This window comes from Mesorhizobium loti, from assembly GCF_003148495.1.
GTDB classification, from domain to species: Bacteria; Pseudomonadota; Alphaproteobacteria; order Rhizobiales; family Rhizobiaceae; genus Mesorhizobium; species Mesorhizobium loti.
In genome coordinates this window covers 22,741-41,686 of record NZ_QGGH01000012.1, presented here as the reverse complement: position 1 = coordinate 41,686, position 18,946 = coordinate 22,741, and the positions used below count along the sequence as shown (strand labels likewise).

Genomic DNA, 18,946 nt, shown 5'->3' with positions numbered 1-18,946 from the left:
AGGCAACACGGCGAAAGCCGGCGAATCGGTCGAGGCCATTGCGTGGGCTATGCTTCCGCATGAACAATAGCACGCTCTAGCCCCAGAGTTCGGGCGCCGGCGGCAGGCACAGGCCGTCGCGTGTCTCGAGGGTGGGCTGAGGGTCGCCCTCGATGCCGCCCGGAACGCTGATATCCGGGTAGTCTGCTTCTCCCGCGAGAATTATCGCGGGCGCCAACGCTAGCGACGAGTGAGATCATGCACGAGACCATGACACCAAACCGCAACTCCCGTGCTCGCCGCAACACGGCAAGAGCTTCGGTCAGCCCTCCTGCTTTCTCTAGCTTGATGCTGATGCACTTGTATCGATTTCGGAGACCGTCAAGCGAGGCAGCGTCTCGGCACGACTCGTCCGCACAGAGCGGGACTGGATGGGGCAGATGGTCCAGCCGCTGGTCCTCCTCTGGTGCAAATGGTTGCTCGACCAGCACCACGCCGTTCCTAGCTAGAAGGGGTCGGAACAAGATCTGCTTTCCCAGACACGCTAAGATCGAACGAAGCATGAACATCAAGCTGCGCGAAGTCGGCGCGCAGGCAGTCTGAGCAACCGGAAGCCTTCGGGCATTTGATGCTCGGTATCCCAGGCATAGATGCCTGTAAGATTGATGTGTTCCCAACTGAGCGGCGAGATGTGCTTCAGCAGCGTGTCGGGAATGTTTTTGCCCGCTTGCTTCAGATGCGCGACAGCACGGTCGAGATAGACCGTATTCCAGTGCACGATCGCGCTGACGACGAGATTGAGGCCGGATGCGCGGAAGGCCTGGCTTTCGAACGATCGGTCACGGATTTCGCCTCGCTCATGGAAGAACACGGCGCGCTTGAGTTTGTGCGCAGCCTCGCCCTTGTTGAGGCCAGCCTGACAGCGCCGTCGCAGTGCCGGGCTCGAGTACCACTCGATCATGAACAACGATCGCTCGATGCGGCCCAGTTCCCCCAGAGCCCTCGCGAGTTGGCTTTCCTTCGGAGACGCCGAGAGCTTCTTCAGAATTGTCGAGGGCACAACGGCGCGGGTGGTGATCGACGCCGCAAGATGAAGCAGATCATCCCAGTGATCGAGGATCAATGCCGTGTTGATCGGCGCACCGATGTGATTGGTTAGCGCAGGATAGGCGTCGCCTTTCTCGAATGTGTGGAACTTCCGATCCCTCAGATTGCGTAGCCGAGGTGCGAACCGCTTGCCGATCAGAGCGAACAACCCGAACACGTGATCGCTTGCGCCGCCGGTGTCGGTGAAATGCTCCTGGATATCGAGGATCGTGTCCTGATCGAACAGGCCGTCGAGCACATAGGCAGCCTCGCTTTCCGTCGGGCTGATGGGCAAGATGCTGAAGTAGCCATACTGGTCAGACAGGTGGCTGTAGAACTTCGATCCCGGCTCGCTGCCGTAATGTAGATTGACGTCACCGCGTTTGGCGGCTCGATCACTTGCCCGGAAGAACTGCCCGTCGGATGAAGCTGTCGTTCCGTTGCCCCACAGACGAGAGTACGGATGGCGGCTGTGTGTATCTGTCACGCAGGCTTGCGCTGCGCGATACGTCTCTGATCGAGCGTGGAAGGTGCGCATCCAGCCGATCTGATGAGCGCTGATGCCCTTTGAAGCACTGGCCATCCGCTTCGGACCGAGGTTGGTCGCGTCAGCCAGAACGCCGGCCAGCATGGCGGATACGTTCTGCGGCGCATCCCCAGTTCGGACGTGGGTGAACTGGTCGGCGAACCCGGTCCATTCGTGCACTTCTCTCAGCAGATCGGGCACCTCGATTTGCGGAAACATGTCACTTATTTCGGCGTTCAAATCTTCTGCAGCGGAAGGAACCTCGCCGACGGTCGGCGAAACGATCAGCGTCCCGCCTTCAAGACGAACCTCTTCGAGCTTTCCGCCTCGTGCCCGATAGGCAAGGCGTTTGAGGTTGAAGTCCAGCATTTGGCGAGCTTCAGCCAACCAGGCCGCTCCATCAACTTGTACGCCAAGGCCGAGTCGGTCTTCTTCCTTCATTGCAGTGAAAGTTGGTCGAGGCATGAGGTGCTCATCGATCGGGCGGAACGAGCGGCTGCCGTCGACCCAGACATCGACCGAACGAAGCCTGTCTCGCAATGCGGCGAGTGTTGCAATTTCATAAAGACGCCGATCGGGCTTTTCCTGTCCGAAGATGAGTTTCCGATCGGCTTGGCGGAGGTGCGTGATCGGGACGCGCTCCGGGAGTGTCCGGCGCCTCTCCGAGTAGAGGCGTTTCAGCACACCGACCGCCGCAAGAAGTGGATCGTGTCGGCGGGTCGAGCGGAACGTCAACGCCTGCAGGAACGCACCCGCATATTTGTGGACGGTCGCATACTGCTCGGCTGCTAAGGCCAGAGGTGAAGCCTCGTTGTCTTCGACCATAGCGGCAAGCTCGGGCTTCATCCGAAGCAGTCGAGGCCAGCCAACTTCGCGGTCGAGTGTCTCGATCGCATCATCGCCATTATCATTCGCCGCCTGGAGGGCGGATATCGTATCGAGGAACATCCGCAGAATCTTTGAGGTCTCCGGCCGAGCGTCCATGTGCCGCTGTTTTTTGCGATTGTTGGCTTGCGAGAACAACCGACCCATCAGCTTGATGAACATCGTTACGGCATCGTCGGTGAGTTTCTTACCGAGCTTGATGATCTGCGCCACGATCGTCGAACGCCGGCGATTTGCACCGAAATCTGTGGCGAGCCACGCAGGAGTGGCGTCGCCCTCCCGAATGAGCTGGTCCCAGCGTCCAGATGAAATACGCGCCTGCAATTGAGGATCGATTTCGAGCGTGTGCAGGAAGGCAATTCGTTCGGTCAGTCCAATTAGGTTCGAAGCACCGGGCGCGTCTGGCGCTGATCGCAGCCAATGGAATCGCGTTTGACCAATAGCCGGATCGACGTGGAGCAGAGCGTCGAGCGCTTCCAACTTCTCGGCGGCGATATCTTCGAGGAGTGTGATTTCTGCGCGTCGGCGTGCAATGGCGCGACCGGCCAATCCGATCGTCTCGATCGCCGCCTGAGAAGGGAGTAGCGCACCGCGCTGCCGAAACGCAGATATCACCGCCGTGACGATCGGGTGCCCCTTATCCCCGGCAGCCGCTGCGTCGATAGCAGCCAGAAGTGCTGCACGCCGGTCGTTCTTGTTGGCTATGTGCAGGCTGAGATGTTCGGTCAGGAAACGGCTGTGCTCGAAACGTGTCTGCACCCGACGCGCATAGATGGCGTAATCACGCGAGTCTACGGTGAGCTGGTCGGCCAAGTAGCGGATGACCGTCGCATGAGGCTGCTCGTCTTCTCCCAAGAGACGCCCAGTATGCCGCATGACGCAAAGCTGGATGGCGAAGCCCAGTTTATTATGCGCGCGGCGACGCACCTCACATTTCAACCTGTCAATTGGATCGAGAGTATAGTGCCGGAGCAGATTATCCTCGTCAGCCGGGAAGCCAAAAAGAACCTTTGCCTCCGCCGCATTGACCAGCCTTCTTCGGCCCATTCGTTCGCTCCTCGCTATGAAGGAGCCGAGCTTATGGTCGCTGCAAGATCGATCGCAATCGAGTTGGTAATCTTATCCAGGGGACAAACAGATGTTCGTGCTTCGTTCGACCTTAGCGTGTCTGGGAAAGCAAATCTTGTTCCGGCCCCATCATCGACGACACAAACGCTGGTCTCTCGCTGCGACACATCCAATCCGACATATTGCTTCACTGCGGCCTCCTTGATCTCAATGGTCGGCGGCTTTTGCCGTCAGCCGAATCTTCGTTCAAAGGAGCGACGGCAGCAATTACGTCATCGTTTCCAAAACTGACCCCGGATCGGCATCCAATTTTTGCACGCCGATTCACACCCGACCCGCTGCGTAGCGCTCAGGGACACGCCATCAAGCCGTTGGCAAGAGACGGCCAGCACACTCGATTGCATCGACGGGCTACGCGTGCCGCTGAGCCCCCACTGAAATCGTCCCTCGCCATAGCCGAGAAGCCCTCCAACAAGATCTGATCGGCTTTGAGCCATCTTCGTTCGAAAAAGCGGAATCTTTGATGTTGCGCCATCCCACAACAATGATATAGTGCAATGAGTAAATGACATAAGACAATCAGGGAACCAGACCTATGTTGCGCTCCGCAGTCCCGATCGCACTTGATCCGGATTATTCGCATGGAGGGCCTCGAGCGCGTATCACTCAAGCGCGACAGACCTCGGGCAAGCCCAATACAGACCCGGTGGTTGGCTTGGCTCCCATGAAGGGTTGGTTCGAAGGCCGCGACGGCGCTCGTGGATCGGAAGAATGGTCTCGAAGATTCCCAATTGACAAGCCCATGCGGTCTTCGCAGGGCCGCGGCATCCTGACCTACGGTAGGTTTCTGCCGCCAGATGGTTGCCTGAAATCCAGGCCGGTGTTGGTCGGGAGCTAACCGAGGCGCAAGTTCAAATCAGCCGCGGAAGGAAAAGAAGAAAATGCCGATGTGTCGCGCGCAACACTCCCGTCGTCGCTACACAATGAAAACGCAATCGGGAGTTGACCCATCCAAATCAGGGGAATTAGCAATGAAAATTACAACCATGAAGTTTGCAGTTAGTGCGGCACTTCTGCTGGCAGCGGTCCCATCTGTCGCGCTATCAGATGAGATTCCCGATAATCTCAAGGGGACAGGCGAACTGGTTACCACAACTGGCGGCGGAGGAGCATTTGACGACGCCCGAATGAAGGCATGGTTTGAGCCATTTATGCGCGATACCGGTATCAAAATAGTGGTGGTTCCTACAACAAATGCAAAGCTCACGGCCTCCGTAAAGGTTGGACAGCCTGAAGCTGACCTTACGTTTATTAGCGGAGGTGAAGTTCAGGGTTGGATCGACAAAGGGTTTATCGACAAGATCAATTACAGTTATTTTGCGAAGCAAACGTTGTCAGGTATCCCGGAAGAGGCGAGAAGTGAATATGCATTCCGCTCTCACACTTACTCTGTCGTTCCTGCCTACAGCACCAAGAAATATCCTCAAGGCATTGAGCATCCCAAGAACTGGGTCGATATTTACGACGTTGCGAAGTTCCCGGGTAAGCGCGCTGTTCCGAATTGCGGCAACACTCTTTACGGCGGTTTGCTTGAAGGGGTGCTCATGGGAGACGGCGTTGCTCCGGATAAGGTTTATCCGATCGACTTTGATCGAGCCTTTGCCAAGCTAAAGAAAATTGCGCCCGACGTCGGACGCTGGTGGGGTTGGGACGAGGGTGGTTTAGCTCCGCAGAGCCTCATCGACGGCGAAGCCGATATGGGTTCGGCGTGGAATGGGCGAATTGTTAGCTTGCAGGGGCAGGGCGCACCGGTAGCTTTGTCCTGGGATCAATCCCTCTTGCAGTACGACGATTGGGTCGTCGTGAAAGGATCTCCCAATCAAGAAAACGCTGCTAAGTTCCTTGCCTATATCGCCCGTGCAGAAGCGCAAGCGGCCTTTGCCGAAGCAATTCCTTACGGCGTTGTAAACAAAGACGCTTACAAACTTCTTCCGAAAGGCCTCGCTGAGAATCTGCCTGGAGCGCCTGGAATTGCAGAGAAACAAATCACTCAAGACTACGCTTTTTGGTCAAAGACCAGGCCCGATGGCAAAACAAATCTCGACTATGCGGTCGAACGTTGCCAATCGGAGTTGGCGAAATAATCGGCCTTCCGCTCTTGCAGGCTTCGCTGCAGCGCATTGCGAGGCGACCGTACTAAATTGCTAGCACGACAGGACCAGTCGAAACCCGACCACTCCTGTCCGATAAGATAGGAGACTCCAAGTGGCGGTCGATGGAGACGTCGGCCGCCACTTGAGGGAAGTCAAAAAACCATGTGGCGCTGTTGCAGAATGCTGAGATCGACGAGACAGGCCAAGTGGTCGGCGCATAACACAAACTGGATCTCAGAAGTTGCTTCTGTGCAGTTGGCCACTGTTAAGAGGAATTTGAAACGGGCATGGTTAAGGGAGGAGCAAAAGAAGATGACCACTCTGCTGGCAAAACGAAAAGTGGCGGGTGCTCCAGTTGTCAATGTGTCTAGGAGCCGAAATCCGCTGAACGGGCTATTAGCGCGCCGATGGGTTCGCGGAACGATCATCGCCACGCCGATTCTAGTTCTCCTAGTTGGCTTCCTTGTTATACCACTATCGATTGTTCTCTGGGGCAGCGTCGAAGGCAGCAAACTGACCTTCTCGCACTATGCGAGGATATTCTCCGACGAGACCAACCTCAGCGTCATGCTGCAAACATTGAAAGTCGGATTTACCGTAACTCTTCTGTCGTTGGTAACCGCCTATCCCGTTGCTTACCTGCTGACTCAGATTGAGTCACGCGCTCTGTCGATTGTGACCTTGTTCATCCTCGTGCCGCTGTTCACTGCATTCCTCATTCGGACGTACGCTTGGATGATCATCCTTGGTCGCGAAGGACCCATAAATAACACATTGATCTGGCTCGGACTTATCAGTGAGCCGCTACCACTCCTCAACACGACCTTTGGCGTTATTGTAGGGATGGTGCATGTGCTGCTGCCTATGGCAATCTTTACAATGTACTCCTCGATGGTGCATATAGACCACAATACTGCTCGCGCCGCACAAATACTCGGCGCCAAGCCGGTGCAAGCCTTTCTGCGCGTCTATTTCCCTCTGTCGCTGCCAGCCGTCTTTTCTGCTGGGATACTCATTTTCATCATTGCTATCGGTTTCTATATTACACCTGCACTGCTTGGTGGGCCGCGCGATGCGATGATAACGCAGTTGATCGTTACTCAGATGACCACGCTGTTAAACTTCGAGCTTAGCTTCGCGTCATCAATTGTCCTTCTCCTGATGACAATCGCAATTCTGTTCTTTGCAAGCCTATTCATCCCGCTCGAAATGATTTGGTCGTCGTCATCTCTCGACAATACGAATCGACATGGTCGCTCACAATATAAGTTATTCATAAATGCGAAGCGGGCAATACATCCGGCTTTGACTGCAGTAGAAAACCTGATGCACTTTATAACCAAACCATTCTTGTCACGTAGAGCGCGCTGGCTTTGGGCATACACGATCCTCGTCCTCCTGTTTCTGACAGCGCCCCTTATCGTCGTCTTCATGCTTTCATTCAGTTCGTCCTCGTTTGTCGTATTTCCTCCCCCAGGGATCTCACTGCAGTGGTGGGTGAAATTGCTACACGCCTCTGATTGGCACGAGTCATTCCTATTCTCTGTCAAGCTCGGGGCGGTCTCTGCAATCTTTGCCACGATCATTGGGACCATGGGCGCTTTCTGGCTGGTGCGTACCACGCTACCGATAAAGAGAGCATTGTTCCTGTTCTCGCTGTCGCCTCTTATGGTGCCTGTTATCGTTATCGCGACGGCTCTTTACATGTTTGAGGCACGTATCCATTTGCTTGGAAGCTTTGCCGGACTGGTCGTCGGCCATGTGCTTCTGTCGGTGCCCTATGTTGTTGTCATCATGGCCGCTGCATTGCGTGGCTTTGACCAGTCCCTAGAGACAGCAGCTGCTATTCATGGCGCTCGCCCGATTCAGGTTCTCCGTTTAGTTACGTTGCCACTCCTAAAGCCGGCGCTGCTGACAGCCGCTTTGCTTGCATTCCTAACTTCGTTCGACGAACTGCTTGTGACAATGTTTATGATCGGAAGGCAGACGCTGACGCTACCTTTCAAATTTTGGAACGATATCAAATACGAGCTCAATCCGCTGCTTAGCGCGGCTTCGGCGTTTGTCGTCCTACTCGTGACGGCAGCGATCTTGACAACGCTGTGGATCAAGGTGCGGCACGACAGACGTACCTCTGCCAGCAACGGTCAATGAAAGGTAGGGAACTATGTCCACCAGTCTCGAAATGAAAAAAATCCAGAAATGGTACGGCGGGCTCCACGTTGTGCGCGACTTTGATCTCTACGTTGATCCGGGCGAATTCGTGACGTTTCTTGGGCCATCCGGTTCCGGCAAGACGACTGCGCTGAAGATGATAGCTGGCTTCGAGCAACCCACTGGCGGCGACATTATGCTCGGCAGTCGCTCGATCGTCGACGTCCCGCCTTATGAACGTGGTATCGGCATGGTTTTTCAAAACTACGCGCTCTTTCCGCACATGACCGTCGCTGAAAACGTCGCCTTCCCACTCAAGGTTCGTAGCGTCGCAAAGGCTGAAACGGAGCAGAAAGTACGCCGTGCACTGGATCTCGTGAAGATGGGTGAATATCGCGATCGCTTTCCTAATCAGCTCTCTGGCGGACAGCAGCAACGAATTGCCCTTGCCCGTGCCATCGTCTTTGACCCAAGCCTCCTGCTTATGGACGAACCACTTGGCGCTCTCGATCGCAATTTGCGTGAGCACATGAAAATCGAGATCATGCGCATCCAAAAGGAGTTGAACATGACGGTGGTCTTCGTTACCCATGACCAGGACGAAGCGCTTGTTATGTCCGATCGAATTGCGGTGATCAACGAGGGCAGGCTCGTTCAAGTCGCGGATAGCAACAACCTTTACTACAATCCAAAGAACCGCTTCGTAGCATCTTTTGTAGGGGAATCTAATCTCCTTCCCTGTCGGGTCGACCAGATAGATAACGGTGCCGGCAAGGTGACTATTGGTGATCGCGAGCCAGGCGTGGCTCGCTTAAACGGACAGTCACGTGGTGACTCCGGTTGGCTCTTTGTAAGACCGGAGCATATCGACATCAGTCCGCGAGGCGCAAATACTGACGTGGGAAATGTCCTTAATGGAGTTGTCGAAAGTGCATTGTTTCTGGGCGAGTTGACCCGGTACGTGGTTCGCTGCGGAAACGAAAGCATAACCGTCAAGCAACAAAACCGAGGGCAGGCGCAATTTGCGAACGGAAGTCCCGTGTCAGTATCATGGAATATGGGGAACTCTACCGTTTTGAATTGATGCTCAATCAAATCGGAGTCGTGGGTGTCCTCGTCGAGAGTTCAACGGGCCGAACTATCGCCTTTCGCCAAGGATTCCAACAGGCAAGCCCGTTTACGAGTGCCAGCCTACCGTGCGTGTTGGACTCGATTTGTAGAACTCGAATCATCCTGCAATGCTTTGCATTGGTGTCATTGCATTCGATCGCGCTCGATGCCGCCAGGGAACGATGAAAAATCGCTCACCCGGCGCCCAAGTGTGATCACGGCGGCGACAGATCGGGATTGGAAAACCTCAAGGAGATATTGATGCTCAAGCTAGCGTTTCAAGCTTTTTCGGAAGCAGAACATAGATTCAGGCTCAAGCGTGCTCGTGAAGAACTTGCCACGGCGGGTTATGGCGGGAGTATTATTGTCGCCCCGGAAAACATCTTTTACCTCACTGGTTACGATTCAATCTGCGCCAACATTTGCCCACAAGCTCTGGTACTGAGCGTCGATGAAAGTCGGGATCCGACATTGTTGGTCCGCAACCTGGACCTTCCACTGGTAAAGGAGACTTCCTGGTTGGCGGACGTCCGGACGTATCAACTTTTCGTAGACGATGTGGCTAAGGTCGTTGGCCAAATTGCTAACGATCAGGGGATAGCGAAGGGTCGCCTAGGATTGGACATGCAGTCACCGGCGGTCACCGGGAGCTATATGCGGGCTCTCGAAACTGCACTGAACTTACAATTTGGTGATGTAAGTCACTTGTTGAACAAGCTTCAGCTCATAAAGTCGCCGGCTGAAATTGACTTCATGAAGGAAGCCGCACGCTATGCAAATCTCGGCGTAGAAGCAGCCCGTAGAAGCCTTCAGCCTGGTATTAGTGAGATCGCGCTTTGCGCAGCTGTGGAACGGGCAGCTCGGGAAGCTGGCAGTGACTATCCAGCGCTTCCGATTGAATGTGGGAGTGGGGCGCGCTCAGCAAGCGGCCACGCAGCCCCTATGCTAAAGATTATTGGCAAAAATGAACTTGTTCACCTTGAGTTTGCCGGCGTGGCCCGCCGATATCATAGTGTGGGGATGACAACTTTGGCCACGGGCGAACCGGGCGAGGGCGCGCGCAAACTGTATGATGTAGCGCGGGAATCGCTAGTGGCCGGTCTGGAGGAATGCCGTCCTGGCGCTCATGTCGCTGACATCGACAACGGTTCGCGTAAACCGATCGATCGCGCTGGTTTGGGCGACGCTGCGCAGATGCGTTTTGGTGTCGGCATTGGTATTGCCTATCCCCCTATTTGGTTGAGTTCCCTCCAGCTCGATAGATTTTCTACCGGCACATTAGTGCCCGGTATGACCTTTTATGTCCATTCTTGGCTATCACTCCCACGCGACGGGTTGGGTGTGATGTTGGGTGGCACTTACTTGGTCACCGAGACCGGCATCGAAGCACTCTCCGGGGCTGGGCCTGTCGACCTGTTCACCGTCTGAAAAGGGCGAAAGGACTCGCTCCCCCAGCAGACGTGACGCTGCTGAATTGCAAACCGCCGGTATACGGGAACTTCGATTTGAGTTCCGTCTTCGAACAGGAGGAAGTAGGTGGAGACCATATTGCCAAGCGTGTTCCCGTCGATGGACTCAGCAGACGGATTGTCCACTGGGGCTACCTTCCCGAATCCAGGAGGAACCTCGTGCGCGCCCGCGTCGAGCTATGTCAATGCGGCGGCAGTGAGTGGTCAGCGTCGTCTGGCTCGGTCTTAAACGTTCGCGACGAGGTTAACGACCCGCGAGAAGGGGGCTCCAAATGTTTGAGCGTCGCACCGTGGCTATCATTGGTGGAGGTGTCGTCGGCGCAAGTTGTGCGCTAATGCTAGCCCGCGAGGGGCATCAGGTTACGGTGTTCGAAAAAGACCGTGTTGGCTACGGGTGCTCCTGGGGCAACGGGGCACAGTATAATGCAGGCTCGTCCCTGCCAATGGCGTATCCAGGCGTTATGCGGCAAGCCATGCGGTGGCTCACCGACAAGAATGGTCCGGTACGTCTGGCGCCGCGAGAACTTCCTCGCACCTTCCCGTGGTTGCTTCGGTTCCTTAGCACCGGACGCTTGGAGAATTGGAGGCCTGCTTACGATGCGCTTCACGCTCTGAATGCTCAATGCGCCGGTCTCTATAAAGACATGCTCGGAGAAGTTGGTTGGAACCGGCATTTTCGACCGAATGGCGCACTGCATGTTTACAGAGTCGATTCATTAGGGCCTTTGGATCACATCGTTGACTCGATGCGAAATGAGAAGGGGGTTCGATTTCAAAGAATCTCATTCGACGAGGTTTTAGAACTAGAGCCTCAATTGTCTCGCTCTTATCGACGCGGCATCTTCTTTCCAGACAGCGGCCATGTCACGTCCCCACTAGGCCTTGTGCAGGGATTAATGGACAGGGCGGCTTCGCTAGGGGCAACGATACAGGCAGCGGCTGTCGTGGCTATCGACCCAGAGGCGGACCGAGTGAAACTCCGGACGCATTCGGGCGTTCACGGATTTGATTCTGTTGTCATTGCCGCTGGGATCGCAAGCCGAGATCTGGGGCGTTCGCTCGGGGTCACTTTGTCCTTAGCCAGCGAGCGCGGCTATCACATCACTATGCCGGGGGCTGAGAGCGCTATAAGCCGGCCGGTTACAGACGCCGCTTCAGCAATCGTGGCGACGCCCCTAGGTGAAGGTCTCCGTATCGTCGGCATCGCGGAGTTCGAGGCACCTGATGCTGCGCCGACCAAGGGGCAGAATAGGAAGTTGCGGGTATCCGCTCAAGCGATGCTGCCGGATCTCGCGGTCGGTCAAGTGACCGAGTGGATGGGCGTGCGACCATCAACACCTGACAGTCTGCCCATCATCGATCGCCATCCTCGCTATGCCTCCGTGTTCTTTGCCACTGGGCACGGACACATGGGCATCAGCGGCGCGCCGATGACAGCAGCACTCATCTCCGATCTCCTCGCGGCGCGTACGCCTCGACTCTCGTGCACACCTTATCGCCTCAGATAGAGTGAAGAAACCGAGACCTGGGTGCTACGGGCTGATCAATCCGCGATCATAAGGCGAAAAACGCGGAGCGCTGATGCCGCTTGGACTGGTTACACGCACCGCATACGCGAAAGAGGAGAAATTGTGTTGGGAACCCTCGAAATCAACGGACATCACTATCTCGACGGTCGCGCATCCGATCCCCGAGAGCTCGGTTGGATGCGTGGGGCGCCTGCGCCAAGCGACAAGCGGATCACGTTTGAGGGTGGGACATTCCGTGACTTTCCACAAATCCGCTGGTCGTTCTCGCATATGCGTGAGCTGATGCCTACAGTTAACGTGTGGCGCGGACAGGGCACACCCGTCCAATTCGACCGCGGCGAGGGGGGCGATGAAATTGACCAGCTATCTTTCGCAGACCTGAACGGTGTCGTTAGACGCTTCGGTGAGGCGCTGATCGACACTTACGTTGACGGCGTCGTGGTATTACATCGCGGAAAAATTGTTTACGAGCGCTACTTCGGTGCACTCGAGCCCCACCTGCCGCATGAGTGCCAGTCGTGCACGAAGTCGTACACCGGCACGCTCGCGGCGGCGCTCATTCACGAAGGCGTGCTGGACGACTCTCAGACCATCTCGCACTATCTGCCGGAGTTGCGAACCACGGCATGGGAAGCTGCCACTATCCGTCAGGTAATGGATATGCGGACCAGCATTACATTCAGGGAGGGCTACGACGAGCACTCTGACATCTGGCAGTACAGATGGGCATTTGGGCGACTACCGCGACCGGTTGGCTACAACGGCCCCCGGACCTCATGCGATTACCTAAGGACCGTGCGCAAGCACGGAGTGCACGGACGATTCGCTTATCAGAGCCTGAACACCCAAGTGCTGGCTTGGGTCATGATGCGCGTTACCGGTCGTTCTTTCGCTCAATTGTTGCACGAACGCCTGTGGGCGCCGCTTGGCTGCGAAGAGGACGGTTGTCTAGAGATCGATCCGGGTGGCATGCCGCTGGCTGAAAGTGGCCTGAGCGCTACGCTTCGAGACTTTGCGCGTTTTGGCGAGCTGATGCGGTGCGAAGGACGATGGAATGGAAAGCAGCTTATTCCCGCATCTGTCGTGCATGACGTGCAAAGAGGTGGGAAGCGAGCAAACGTTGAAGCTGGCTACACATATCGCAGTCAGTGGTGGGTCTCGGACAACGAGTTGGGGGCGTTCGAAGCACGTGGCATTCACGGCCAGCGCCTCTATGTGGCGCCGAAGGCGGAGATGGTCGTGGCAATTTTTGCCTCCCACCCGGTCGCCGAAGGCGCCGGCTGCAGGATCACATCTCCGCAGTTGCTGACACTTGGAAGAATGCTGTGGGCAAAGTGAGCAGTGGCGTATGTCGCTGAGCTAACTCTTGATGAGCCTGAGTTTTGCCTTGCTGTGTCCGCTAAAGCGGGCCCCACAGAAAACGAAATCATGAATGTCATTTCACGATGACGACCTAGGACATCGTAGGGCCGGAGGAGATAGTGCACCTCTGTGATGTCCAGGTGAGCGTCACCAGGTCGTCGCCGTTACGCTCCTTCTTCACGTGATGCCGTGGGAGTATCTCGCTCTGATCGACTGGAGCCGCGGCCGAAACAGATGGTAAGACCTACGGCCTCGACTTTTCCCACCTACATTGCTGGGCGGCGATATGCCGACCTCGTACTGAGCTTCTTTGCTGGCGACTCACGGTATCTCGTCGGCCAATCCACTCTGTTACCGCTCCTAGGCAAGGCGAACAGCTGATGACCGCCTAGATCACAAACATCCCGCGGTGCATCCATGAGTTGAGATACCTGGGAGTCAAAATGGCGGCATAAGATTAATGTTGCGCGTCGCAAACTAAATGATATAGTGCAATACATAAATGATATATTCCAATTCGCCGGAGGAGGTTCCAATCGATCATTTTGTCGGCGCAATGGTCGTGACTGCATTTAGCGTCGCCGCATTGAGCGGGCTGGCGTCAGTGCCAACGACGGCTGAACACCCTTCGTCCGCCTTCCAGCGCGTAGCAAGCGGCGCTGTGACGGAAGGGCGGGGCTACATCTCGGATACATGCACCAACTGAACGAGTGAAACACCTTGGAGCAGTGGCGCTGCGGGTTTTCAAGTTGATCGTGCCGATCTCCCGGGCGGATTGCCTCCCATTCCGTGCCGCGATCTTGGAAGTATTCCGAGGTTTGTCGTTTTCGACGAACGCTTTGTGGAACTTGCCCACCCTAACCCAATCGCACCGCCGGCATTTGCACCTTCAAAAAGTATCTTCTAACAAAGGATCGTGGATTATGACGAATGTAAACTGGAGCGGTATCTTTCCTGTTCTCGTAACTCCCTTCGGAGCAGACGGCTCGATCAATGAAACTCGCTATAAAGAGCTCATTGATGATGCAATCGCCGACGGCGCGCAGGGCGTGGTGGCGGCTGGAAGCACAGGCGAATTCTATGCTCTCACCAAAGCAGAGCGTGCCCATCTTTACAAAGTAACGGTCGATCATGTGGCTGGCCGTGTGCCAGTTTTGGCGGGCGTAGCAGATCTGCGCGTCGAAGATGTGCTGGAAGCATGCCAGTCGGCTGTCGCAGCGGGTTGCGCTGGCGGCATGATACTGCCGCCAATCTATGCCATGCCGAGCCCGCGCGAGATCGTCGCGTTCTTCGAGTACATTTCTCGGAACACCTCGCTTCCGCTTATGCTCTACAATAGCCCGCGCCGGGCTGGAATCGACATTACGCCGGCTCTCGTTGAGCAGCTTTCCGAACTACCCACCGTGGTGGCTATCAAGGACAGTTCGGGTGTGATCACCCAAGTCAGCGAGCTCGTACAACGCGTGGGTGATAAGCTTCAAGTATTCGTTGGATATGAGACCATGATCGTTCCGGCTCGTGCCGTTGGCGCTCATGGTGTTGTCGCAATGGCGCACCAAATCGCCGGCCCCCTCATCCGCGACTATTGGGATAAGGCTCTCACCGGAGAGAAGGTGGTAGCTGAGCTTGGGCGCGACGTCTTTGCTTTCTATCGTTGCTTCCAGTCCGGCGCGTATTACGCGGCCATCAAAGAGACCATGGATCAGCTTGGCCGAAGTGCCGGCGGTCCACGACTTCCCCTCCTGCCTTTGGCAGATGAACAGAAAGCAAACATTGCAAAGATCATCTCTGATGCGGGTCTTGCGCGCTGGGCGAAGCCTTAAAGAGGCTTCCGTACGGGTACCAAAGCCGGTCAAGAACGCTCTGGCTTACTAGGGCGTCTCCTTTCTTACCTAAGGAATAGATATGTATACGAAACTTGCACTCCTCATTGACGGCGAATGGATAGAGGAAACCAAAGCTGGAGGCGAAACCGTCCTCAATCCGGCTACTGAACAGTCGCTCGGTAATCTGCCGCACGCAGGCAAGCCCGAGCTTGATCGAGCTCTCGCGGCTGCAAGCCGCGCCTTTGAGAGCTGGAAGCGTACTTCGCCCTTCGAGCGGGCGCAGATCTTGCGCCGCGCCGCGGACCTGATGCGCGACCGTCTCGATCATATCGCGACTGTGCTAACGTTGGAGGAAGGGAAAACTTTGGCTGAGGCCAAGGGCGAGATCACAGCTGCGGCGGAATTCTTTGATTGGTTCGCAGAAGAGGGAAGACGCAGCTATGGACGTGTCATTCCTGCGCGACTTGCCGATATGCGTCAAACTGTGACGCAGGAGCCTATTGGTCCAGTAGCCTGCTTCACCCCTTGGAACTTCCCGGCCGTAACTCCAGCACGCAAGATCGCGCCTGCTCTCGCTGCTGGGTGCACCTGCATTATCAAGCCGGCCGAGGAAACGCCAGGCACCACCCTCGAGATAGCACGTGCTCTTACCGATGCCGGCCTGCCAAAGGGCGTACTTAACGTTGTGTTCGGGGTGCCGAGTGAAGTATCTGAGTATCTCATTCGGTCGCCGATCATCCGCAAAATCTCGTTCACCGGATCCACACCGGTTGGGCGCCACCTCGCTCGGCTTGCCGGAGAGACCTTAACCCTTGCTACTATGGAGCTTGGCGGTCACGCACCCGTGATTGTCGCAAAGGATGCTGATGTCCAGCGTGCAGCAGAGCTTTCGATGGCTATCAAACTTCGAAACACCGGCCAGGTCTGCACGTCGCCGACCCGATTTTTTGTAGAGCGTCCAATTTACGAAGAGTATCTGGAACATGCGCGGGCCTTCGTAAAGAAACAAGTCGTGGGCGACGGCTTGCAATCGGGCACAACCGTGGGACCAATGGCCAACACCCGCCGTATCGCAGCCATGGACGATCTCATCGCGGACGCCTTGTCCCATCAAGCGCGGCTAATCACGGGGGGCGAGCGCATCAACGCTTCAGGCCTGATGTACATGCCGACGATCCTGGCGGACATTCCCGACCAGGCGAGGGCTATGACCGAGGAGCCGTTTGGGCCACTTGCGTTGGTTCAATCTGTGGATGATATAGAACAGGGGCTCGCGCGAGCGAATGCATTGCCTTATGGTTTGGCTGGGTACGCCTTCACCCGCTCCGCGGCGACTGCTAATCGTATATCGGAGGCCATGGAGGTAGGTGTAATCGGCATTAACCAGATGGTGGTAACGATCCCGGAGACTCCGTTCGGCGGCATTGGCGATAGTGGCTGGGGTCGAGAGGGCGGTATCGAAGGTTTGGAGTCTTACACCGTCAGAAAATACGTCGGTCATCTTCATGTATTGTAGGGGATGAGACAAATAGCAAAAGAGGCGCGGGACATGACCTTGGACGAGACGTTATCAGGCTGGCGGCCGCGGCTGCTAAGCGCTGAGGGCCCGCGCTATCTTGCACTAGTTAATGCTTTAGAAGAGGACATCGCAGACGGTTTGCTGTCGGAAGGCGACCGTTTGCCAGCTCATCGTGACCTGGCACGAGAACTTGGTCTTTCCGTTGGTACGGTCAGCAAGGCTTACCAGGAGGCCGAACAGCGCGGTGTCGTGAGCGGTCACGTCGGACAGGGCACATTCGTGCGCAAGCGCGCAGGTATCCGATCGGAAACTGTGGCAAGACACGAGCCAGTGAATTTAGCATTGAATATGCCCGCGGATGGTAAGGAAACGAAGATCCTATCGGCACTCCTAGGCGACGTGATCCGCGAAGATGATCTTGCTCCCCTGCTCCGCTACCACCCGCACGCGGGCATATGGAGGCACCGCGAGATCATCGCCGCCTCACTATCCGACGACTCCTACAATATCGAACCATCGCGGTTGTTTTTGTGTAATGGAGCCCAGCACGCCATCGATATGACGTTGCGCTTGGTCGCCAAGCCCGGCGATAGCGTTCTGGTCGACGACCTAACCTACTCTGGTTTCAAAGCAGTTGCGGCGGCCAGCAACCTGACTTTAGTTCCAGTTGAGATGGACGAAGAGGGTATGGTTCCGAACGCTCTGAAAGAGGCCTGCCAGAAGACAAAGGCAAGGGTGCTTTACTGCATGCCAACGTTGCACAGCCCCACCGCCCGGACAATGACGGCTGCCCGGCGACATCAGATCGCCGAGTTGGCAGACGAGTTCGATCTGGCTTTGATTGAGGATGATGTCTATGGCTTTTTCTTCCCTGAACGCCCGCTCCCGCTTGCATCCCTGGCTCCAACCCGAACCTTCTACATCACGTCATATTCTAAATGCATCGCTCCCGGTTTCCGGCTTGGAACTTTGACGGTCCCCGCATCCTATGTGGCGCAAATCGAGCTTCTTTTGCATGCTTCTGCTTGGTTTGTCGCTCCAATGTTGGGCGAAGCCGTCGTGCGCCTGATTGCCAGCGGGAAGTTCGATGAACTGTTGCTGGAGCGGCGACGAGATGCTTTGGAGCGCTACCGCCTTCTGCTGGAAGCCTTCCCTGACGTTGCGAGGATTCCGAGTCCAGCGTTTTATGGCTGGTTGCCTTTGCCCCGCGAGTGGTCCTCAGATCAATTTGTGTCCGCTGCGCGGGCTCGTGGGATCCTTGTAACGCCCCCGATCGCTTCGGCCGTGAGAGAAGCTGAGCCAGGTGCGGTCCGCATATGTTTGGGTGCTCCGAAAAATCCTAGCGAACTACACAGTGTTCTTCGGGTCCTCCGCGACATTTTGAAGCGACATCCAGTGAACGTTGCTTCGGTAGCCTAGCGAAACTTGACCATCTTGAAGGCCTGTGTAGCAGCAAAGGTCGTATGCGACTGACACCTGCAAAAATTTTTACGGCGGCTCACAAGAAAGTAGTCGCCAACCCAGTCGGCGCGGAAGATCGAGGCCATGGCGGGCAAAGATCTGCGACTGCCGATAGAGCGGTGTTTGGTCGCAATATTTGCTGACCAGCACCTGCGCCGGCGTCGCCAGGCCGCCGGCGTCGGCCGCTCCGGAGCTGGCGCCTGCAGCACCGTCGCGCAGGTCCGGCAGGCGTATTTGGCCCAATCGGCCCGAAGCTGCGATTTTGGCCAAGATCAGGAACGTCTCGGGAACATCAAGTCTGAGCTTGTGCCCGCAGCAGCATGACGACGTTTTCGGCGGTGAACTTGAAGCCGCGCCTGTCGGGAATGCGTTCGGCGGAGATGGGGTATTTTGGCCGCTTCGGATCGATGCCGGTGATCCGGAACCTTTCGCTTCCGGTGGTGAACTCACGTCCGAAGTCGGAAGCCGCCAAGCCGTAATGCTCGGCCAGATAGGCGAACATGTCCTTTTCCAGGTTGAACGCGGTCCCGTCGGAAGCGGGGATGCTGACCCGGAACACCGGCTCGAACGCAAGGCCGTTGTCCAGATTGCGCCAGCTCGCGCTTTCGACGACCAATCCATGATCCGTGGCGATCTTCCGACACGCATCGAGCATGCGTTTCTGGAGCTGTTCGCAGAGAGCCGGCGTCAGCCGCATGATGGGGTCGGAACAAGAACTGCTCAAAATCGCTATCCACAGAGATCAAGTGCAATGCGGCCGATATCGCACTCGGGTTCTTGCTCTGTTCGCCCTTAGCGTACGCAATTCACCATGAAACA

12 protein-coding genes and 1 pseudogene are annotated in these 18,946 nt (G+C 56.2%); 9 read left to right on the top strand and 4 right to left on the bottom strand.

All coding sequences use genetic code 11. From position 1 onward, the window contains the following. Positions 1 to 47: 47 nt before the first annotated feature. Both C8D77_RS39110 and C8D77_RS28905 read right to left on the bottom strand, forming a co-directional pair. The gene (locus C8D77_RS39110; protein ID WP_425453767.1) at positions 48 to 542 is read right to left on the bottom strand and encodes an enolase C-terminal domain-like protein; all 495 of its coding nucleotides are present in this window, start codon (positions 540 to 542) and stop codon (positions 48 to 50) included. Between the two features lie 5 nt (positions 543 to 547). Then, positions 548 to 3,523: a Tn3 family transposase gene (locus C8D77_RS28905; RefSeq protein ID WP_109670681.1), complete on the bottom strand. Its 2,976-nt coding sequence runs from the start codon at positions 3,521 to 3,523 to the stop codon at positions 548 to 550. 1,052 nt (positions 3,524 to 4,575) lie between these two features. Between C8D77_RS28905 and C8D77_RS28895 the strand changes: the two genes are divergently transcribed. The 9 genes from C8D77_RS28895 (at position 4,576) to C8D77_RS28855 (ending at position 18,085) form a co-directional block, all read left to right on the top strand. Next, complete coding sequence (locus tag C8D77_RS28895) at positions 4,576 to 5,688, top strand: ABC transporter substrate-binding protein (RefSeq protein ID WP_170136846.1); 1,113 nt, start codon at positions 4,576 to 4,578, stop codon at positions 5,686 to 5,688. A 321-nt stretch (positions 5,689 to 6,009) separates the two neighbouring features. Further along, positions 6,010 to 7,851 (top strand): ABC transporter permease subunit, encoded by a 1,842-nt coding sequence (locus tag C8D77_RS28890; protein ID WP_109670846.1) that lies wholly within the window; start codon positions 6,010 to 6,012, stop codon positions 7,849 to 7,851. A gap of 13 nt (positions 7,852 to 7,864) precedes the next feature. Next, positions 7,865 to 8,935, top strand: coding sequence for an ABC transporter ATP-binding protein (locus tag C8D77_RS28885; RefSeq protein ID WP_109670677.1), 1,071 nt, complete (start codon positions 7,865 to 7,867; stop codon positions 8,933 to 8,935). A gap of 263 nt (positions 8,936 to 9,198) precedes the next feature. Further along, positions 9,199 to 10,389, top strand: coding sequence for a M24 family metallopeptidase (locus C8D77_RS28880; RefSeq protein WP_109670674.1), 1,191 nt, complete (start codon positions 9,199 to 9,201; stop codon positions 10,387 to 10,389). A gap of 313 nt (positions 10,390 to 10,702) precedes the next feature. Beyond that, on the top strand, positions 10,703 to 11,938 hold the full coding sequence (locus tag C8D77_RS28875) for an NAD(P)/FAD-dependent oxidoreductase (protein ID WP_109670672.1): 1,236 nt from the start codon (positions 10,703 to 10,705) through the stop codon (positions 11,936 to 11,938). 126 nt (positions 11,939 to 12,064) lie between these two features. Beyond that, positions 12,065 to 13,297: a serine hydrolase domain-containing protein gene (locus C8D77_RS28870; RefSeq protein ID WP_109670670.1), complete on the top strand. Its 1,233-nt coding sequence runs from the start codon at positions 12,065 to 12,067 to the stop codon at positions 13,295 to 13,297. Between the two features lie 947 nt (positions 13,298 to 14,244). Beyond that, positions 14,245 to 15,144, top strand: coding sequence for a dihydrodipicolinate synthase family protein (locus C8D77_RS28865; protein ID WP_109670667.1), 900 nt, complete (start codon positions 14,245 to 14,247; stop codon positions 15,142 to 15,144). 82 nt (positions 15,145 to 15,226) lie between these two features. Beyond that, the gene (locus tag C8D77_RS28860) at positions 15,227 to 16,663 is read left to right on the top strand and encodes an NAD-dependent succinate-semialdehyde dehydrogenase (protein WP_109670665.1); all 1,437 of its coding nucleotides are present in this window, start codon (positions 15,227 to 15,229) and stop codon (positions 16,661 to 16,663) included. A 33-nt stretch (positions 16,664 to 16,696) separates the two neighbouring features. Further along, positions 16,697 to 18,085: an aminotransferase-like domain-containing protein gene (locus C8D77_RS28855; protein WP_109670844.1), complete on the top strand. Its 1,389-nt coding sequence runs from the start codon at positions 16,697 to 16,699 to the stop codon at positions 18,083 to 18,085. A 108-nt stretch (positions 18,086 to 18,193) separates the two neighbouring features. Here the strand turns inward: C8D77_RS28855 and C8D77_RS28850 are convergent. After that, a pseudogene (locus C8D77_RS28850) lies at positions 18,194 to 18,363 on the bottom strand (IS66 family transposase); the annotation flags it as partial. A gap of 56 nt (positions 18,364 to 18,419) precedes the next feature. After that, the gene (locus C8D77_RS28845; RefSeq protein ID WP_245951897.1) at positions 18,420 to 18,851 is read right to left on the bottom strand and encodes a hypothetical protein; all 432 of its coding nucleotides are present in this window, start codon (positions 18,849 to 18,851) and stop codon (positions 18,420 to 18,422) included. Positions 18,852 to 18,946: the final 95 nt, after the last annotated feature.

Excerpts from the sequence above, each read along its gene's own strand:
- C8D77_RS39110 (WP_425453767.1), bottom strand. The coding sequence starts at position 542 with ATGCTTCGTTCGATCTTAGCGTGTCTGGGAAAGCAGATCTTGTTCCGA.
- C8D77_RS28905 (WP_109670681.1), bottom strand. The coding sequence starts at position 3,523 with ATGGGCCGAAGAAGGCTGGTCAATGCGGCGGAGGCAAAGGTTCTTTTT.
- C8D77_RS28895 (WP_170136846.1), top strand. The coding sequence starts at position 4,576 with ATGAAAATTACAACCATGAAGTTTGCAGTTAGTGCGGCACTTCTGCTG.
- C8D77_RS28890 (WP_109670846.1), top strand. The coding sequence starts at position 6,010 with ATGACCACTCTGCTGGCAAAACGAAAAGTGGCGGGTGCTCCAGTTGTC.
- C8D77_RS28885 (WP_109670677.1), top strand. The coding sequence starts at position 7,865 with ATGTCCACCAGTCTCGAAATGAAAAAAATCCAGAAATGGTACGGCGGG.
- C8D77_RS28875 (WP_109670672.1), top strand. The coding sequence starts at position 10,703 with ATGTTTGAGCGTCGCACCGTGGCTATCATTGGTGGAGGTGTCGTCGGC.
- C8D77_RS28865 (WP_109670667.1), top strand. The coding sequence starts at position 14,245 with ATGACGAATGTAAACTGGAGCGGTATCTTTCCTGTTCTCGTAACTCCC.
- C8D77_RS28860 (WP_109670665.1), top strand. The coding sequence starts at position 15,227 with ATGTATACGAAACTTGCACTCCTCATTGACGGCGAATGGATAGAGGAA.
- C8D77_RS28855 (WP_109670844.1), top strand. The coding sequence starts at position 16,697 with ATGACCTTGGACGAGACGTTATCAGGCTGGCGGCCGCGGCTGCTAAGC.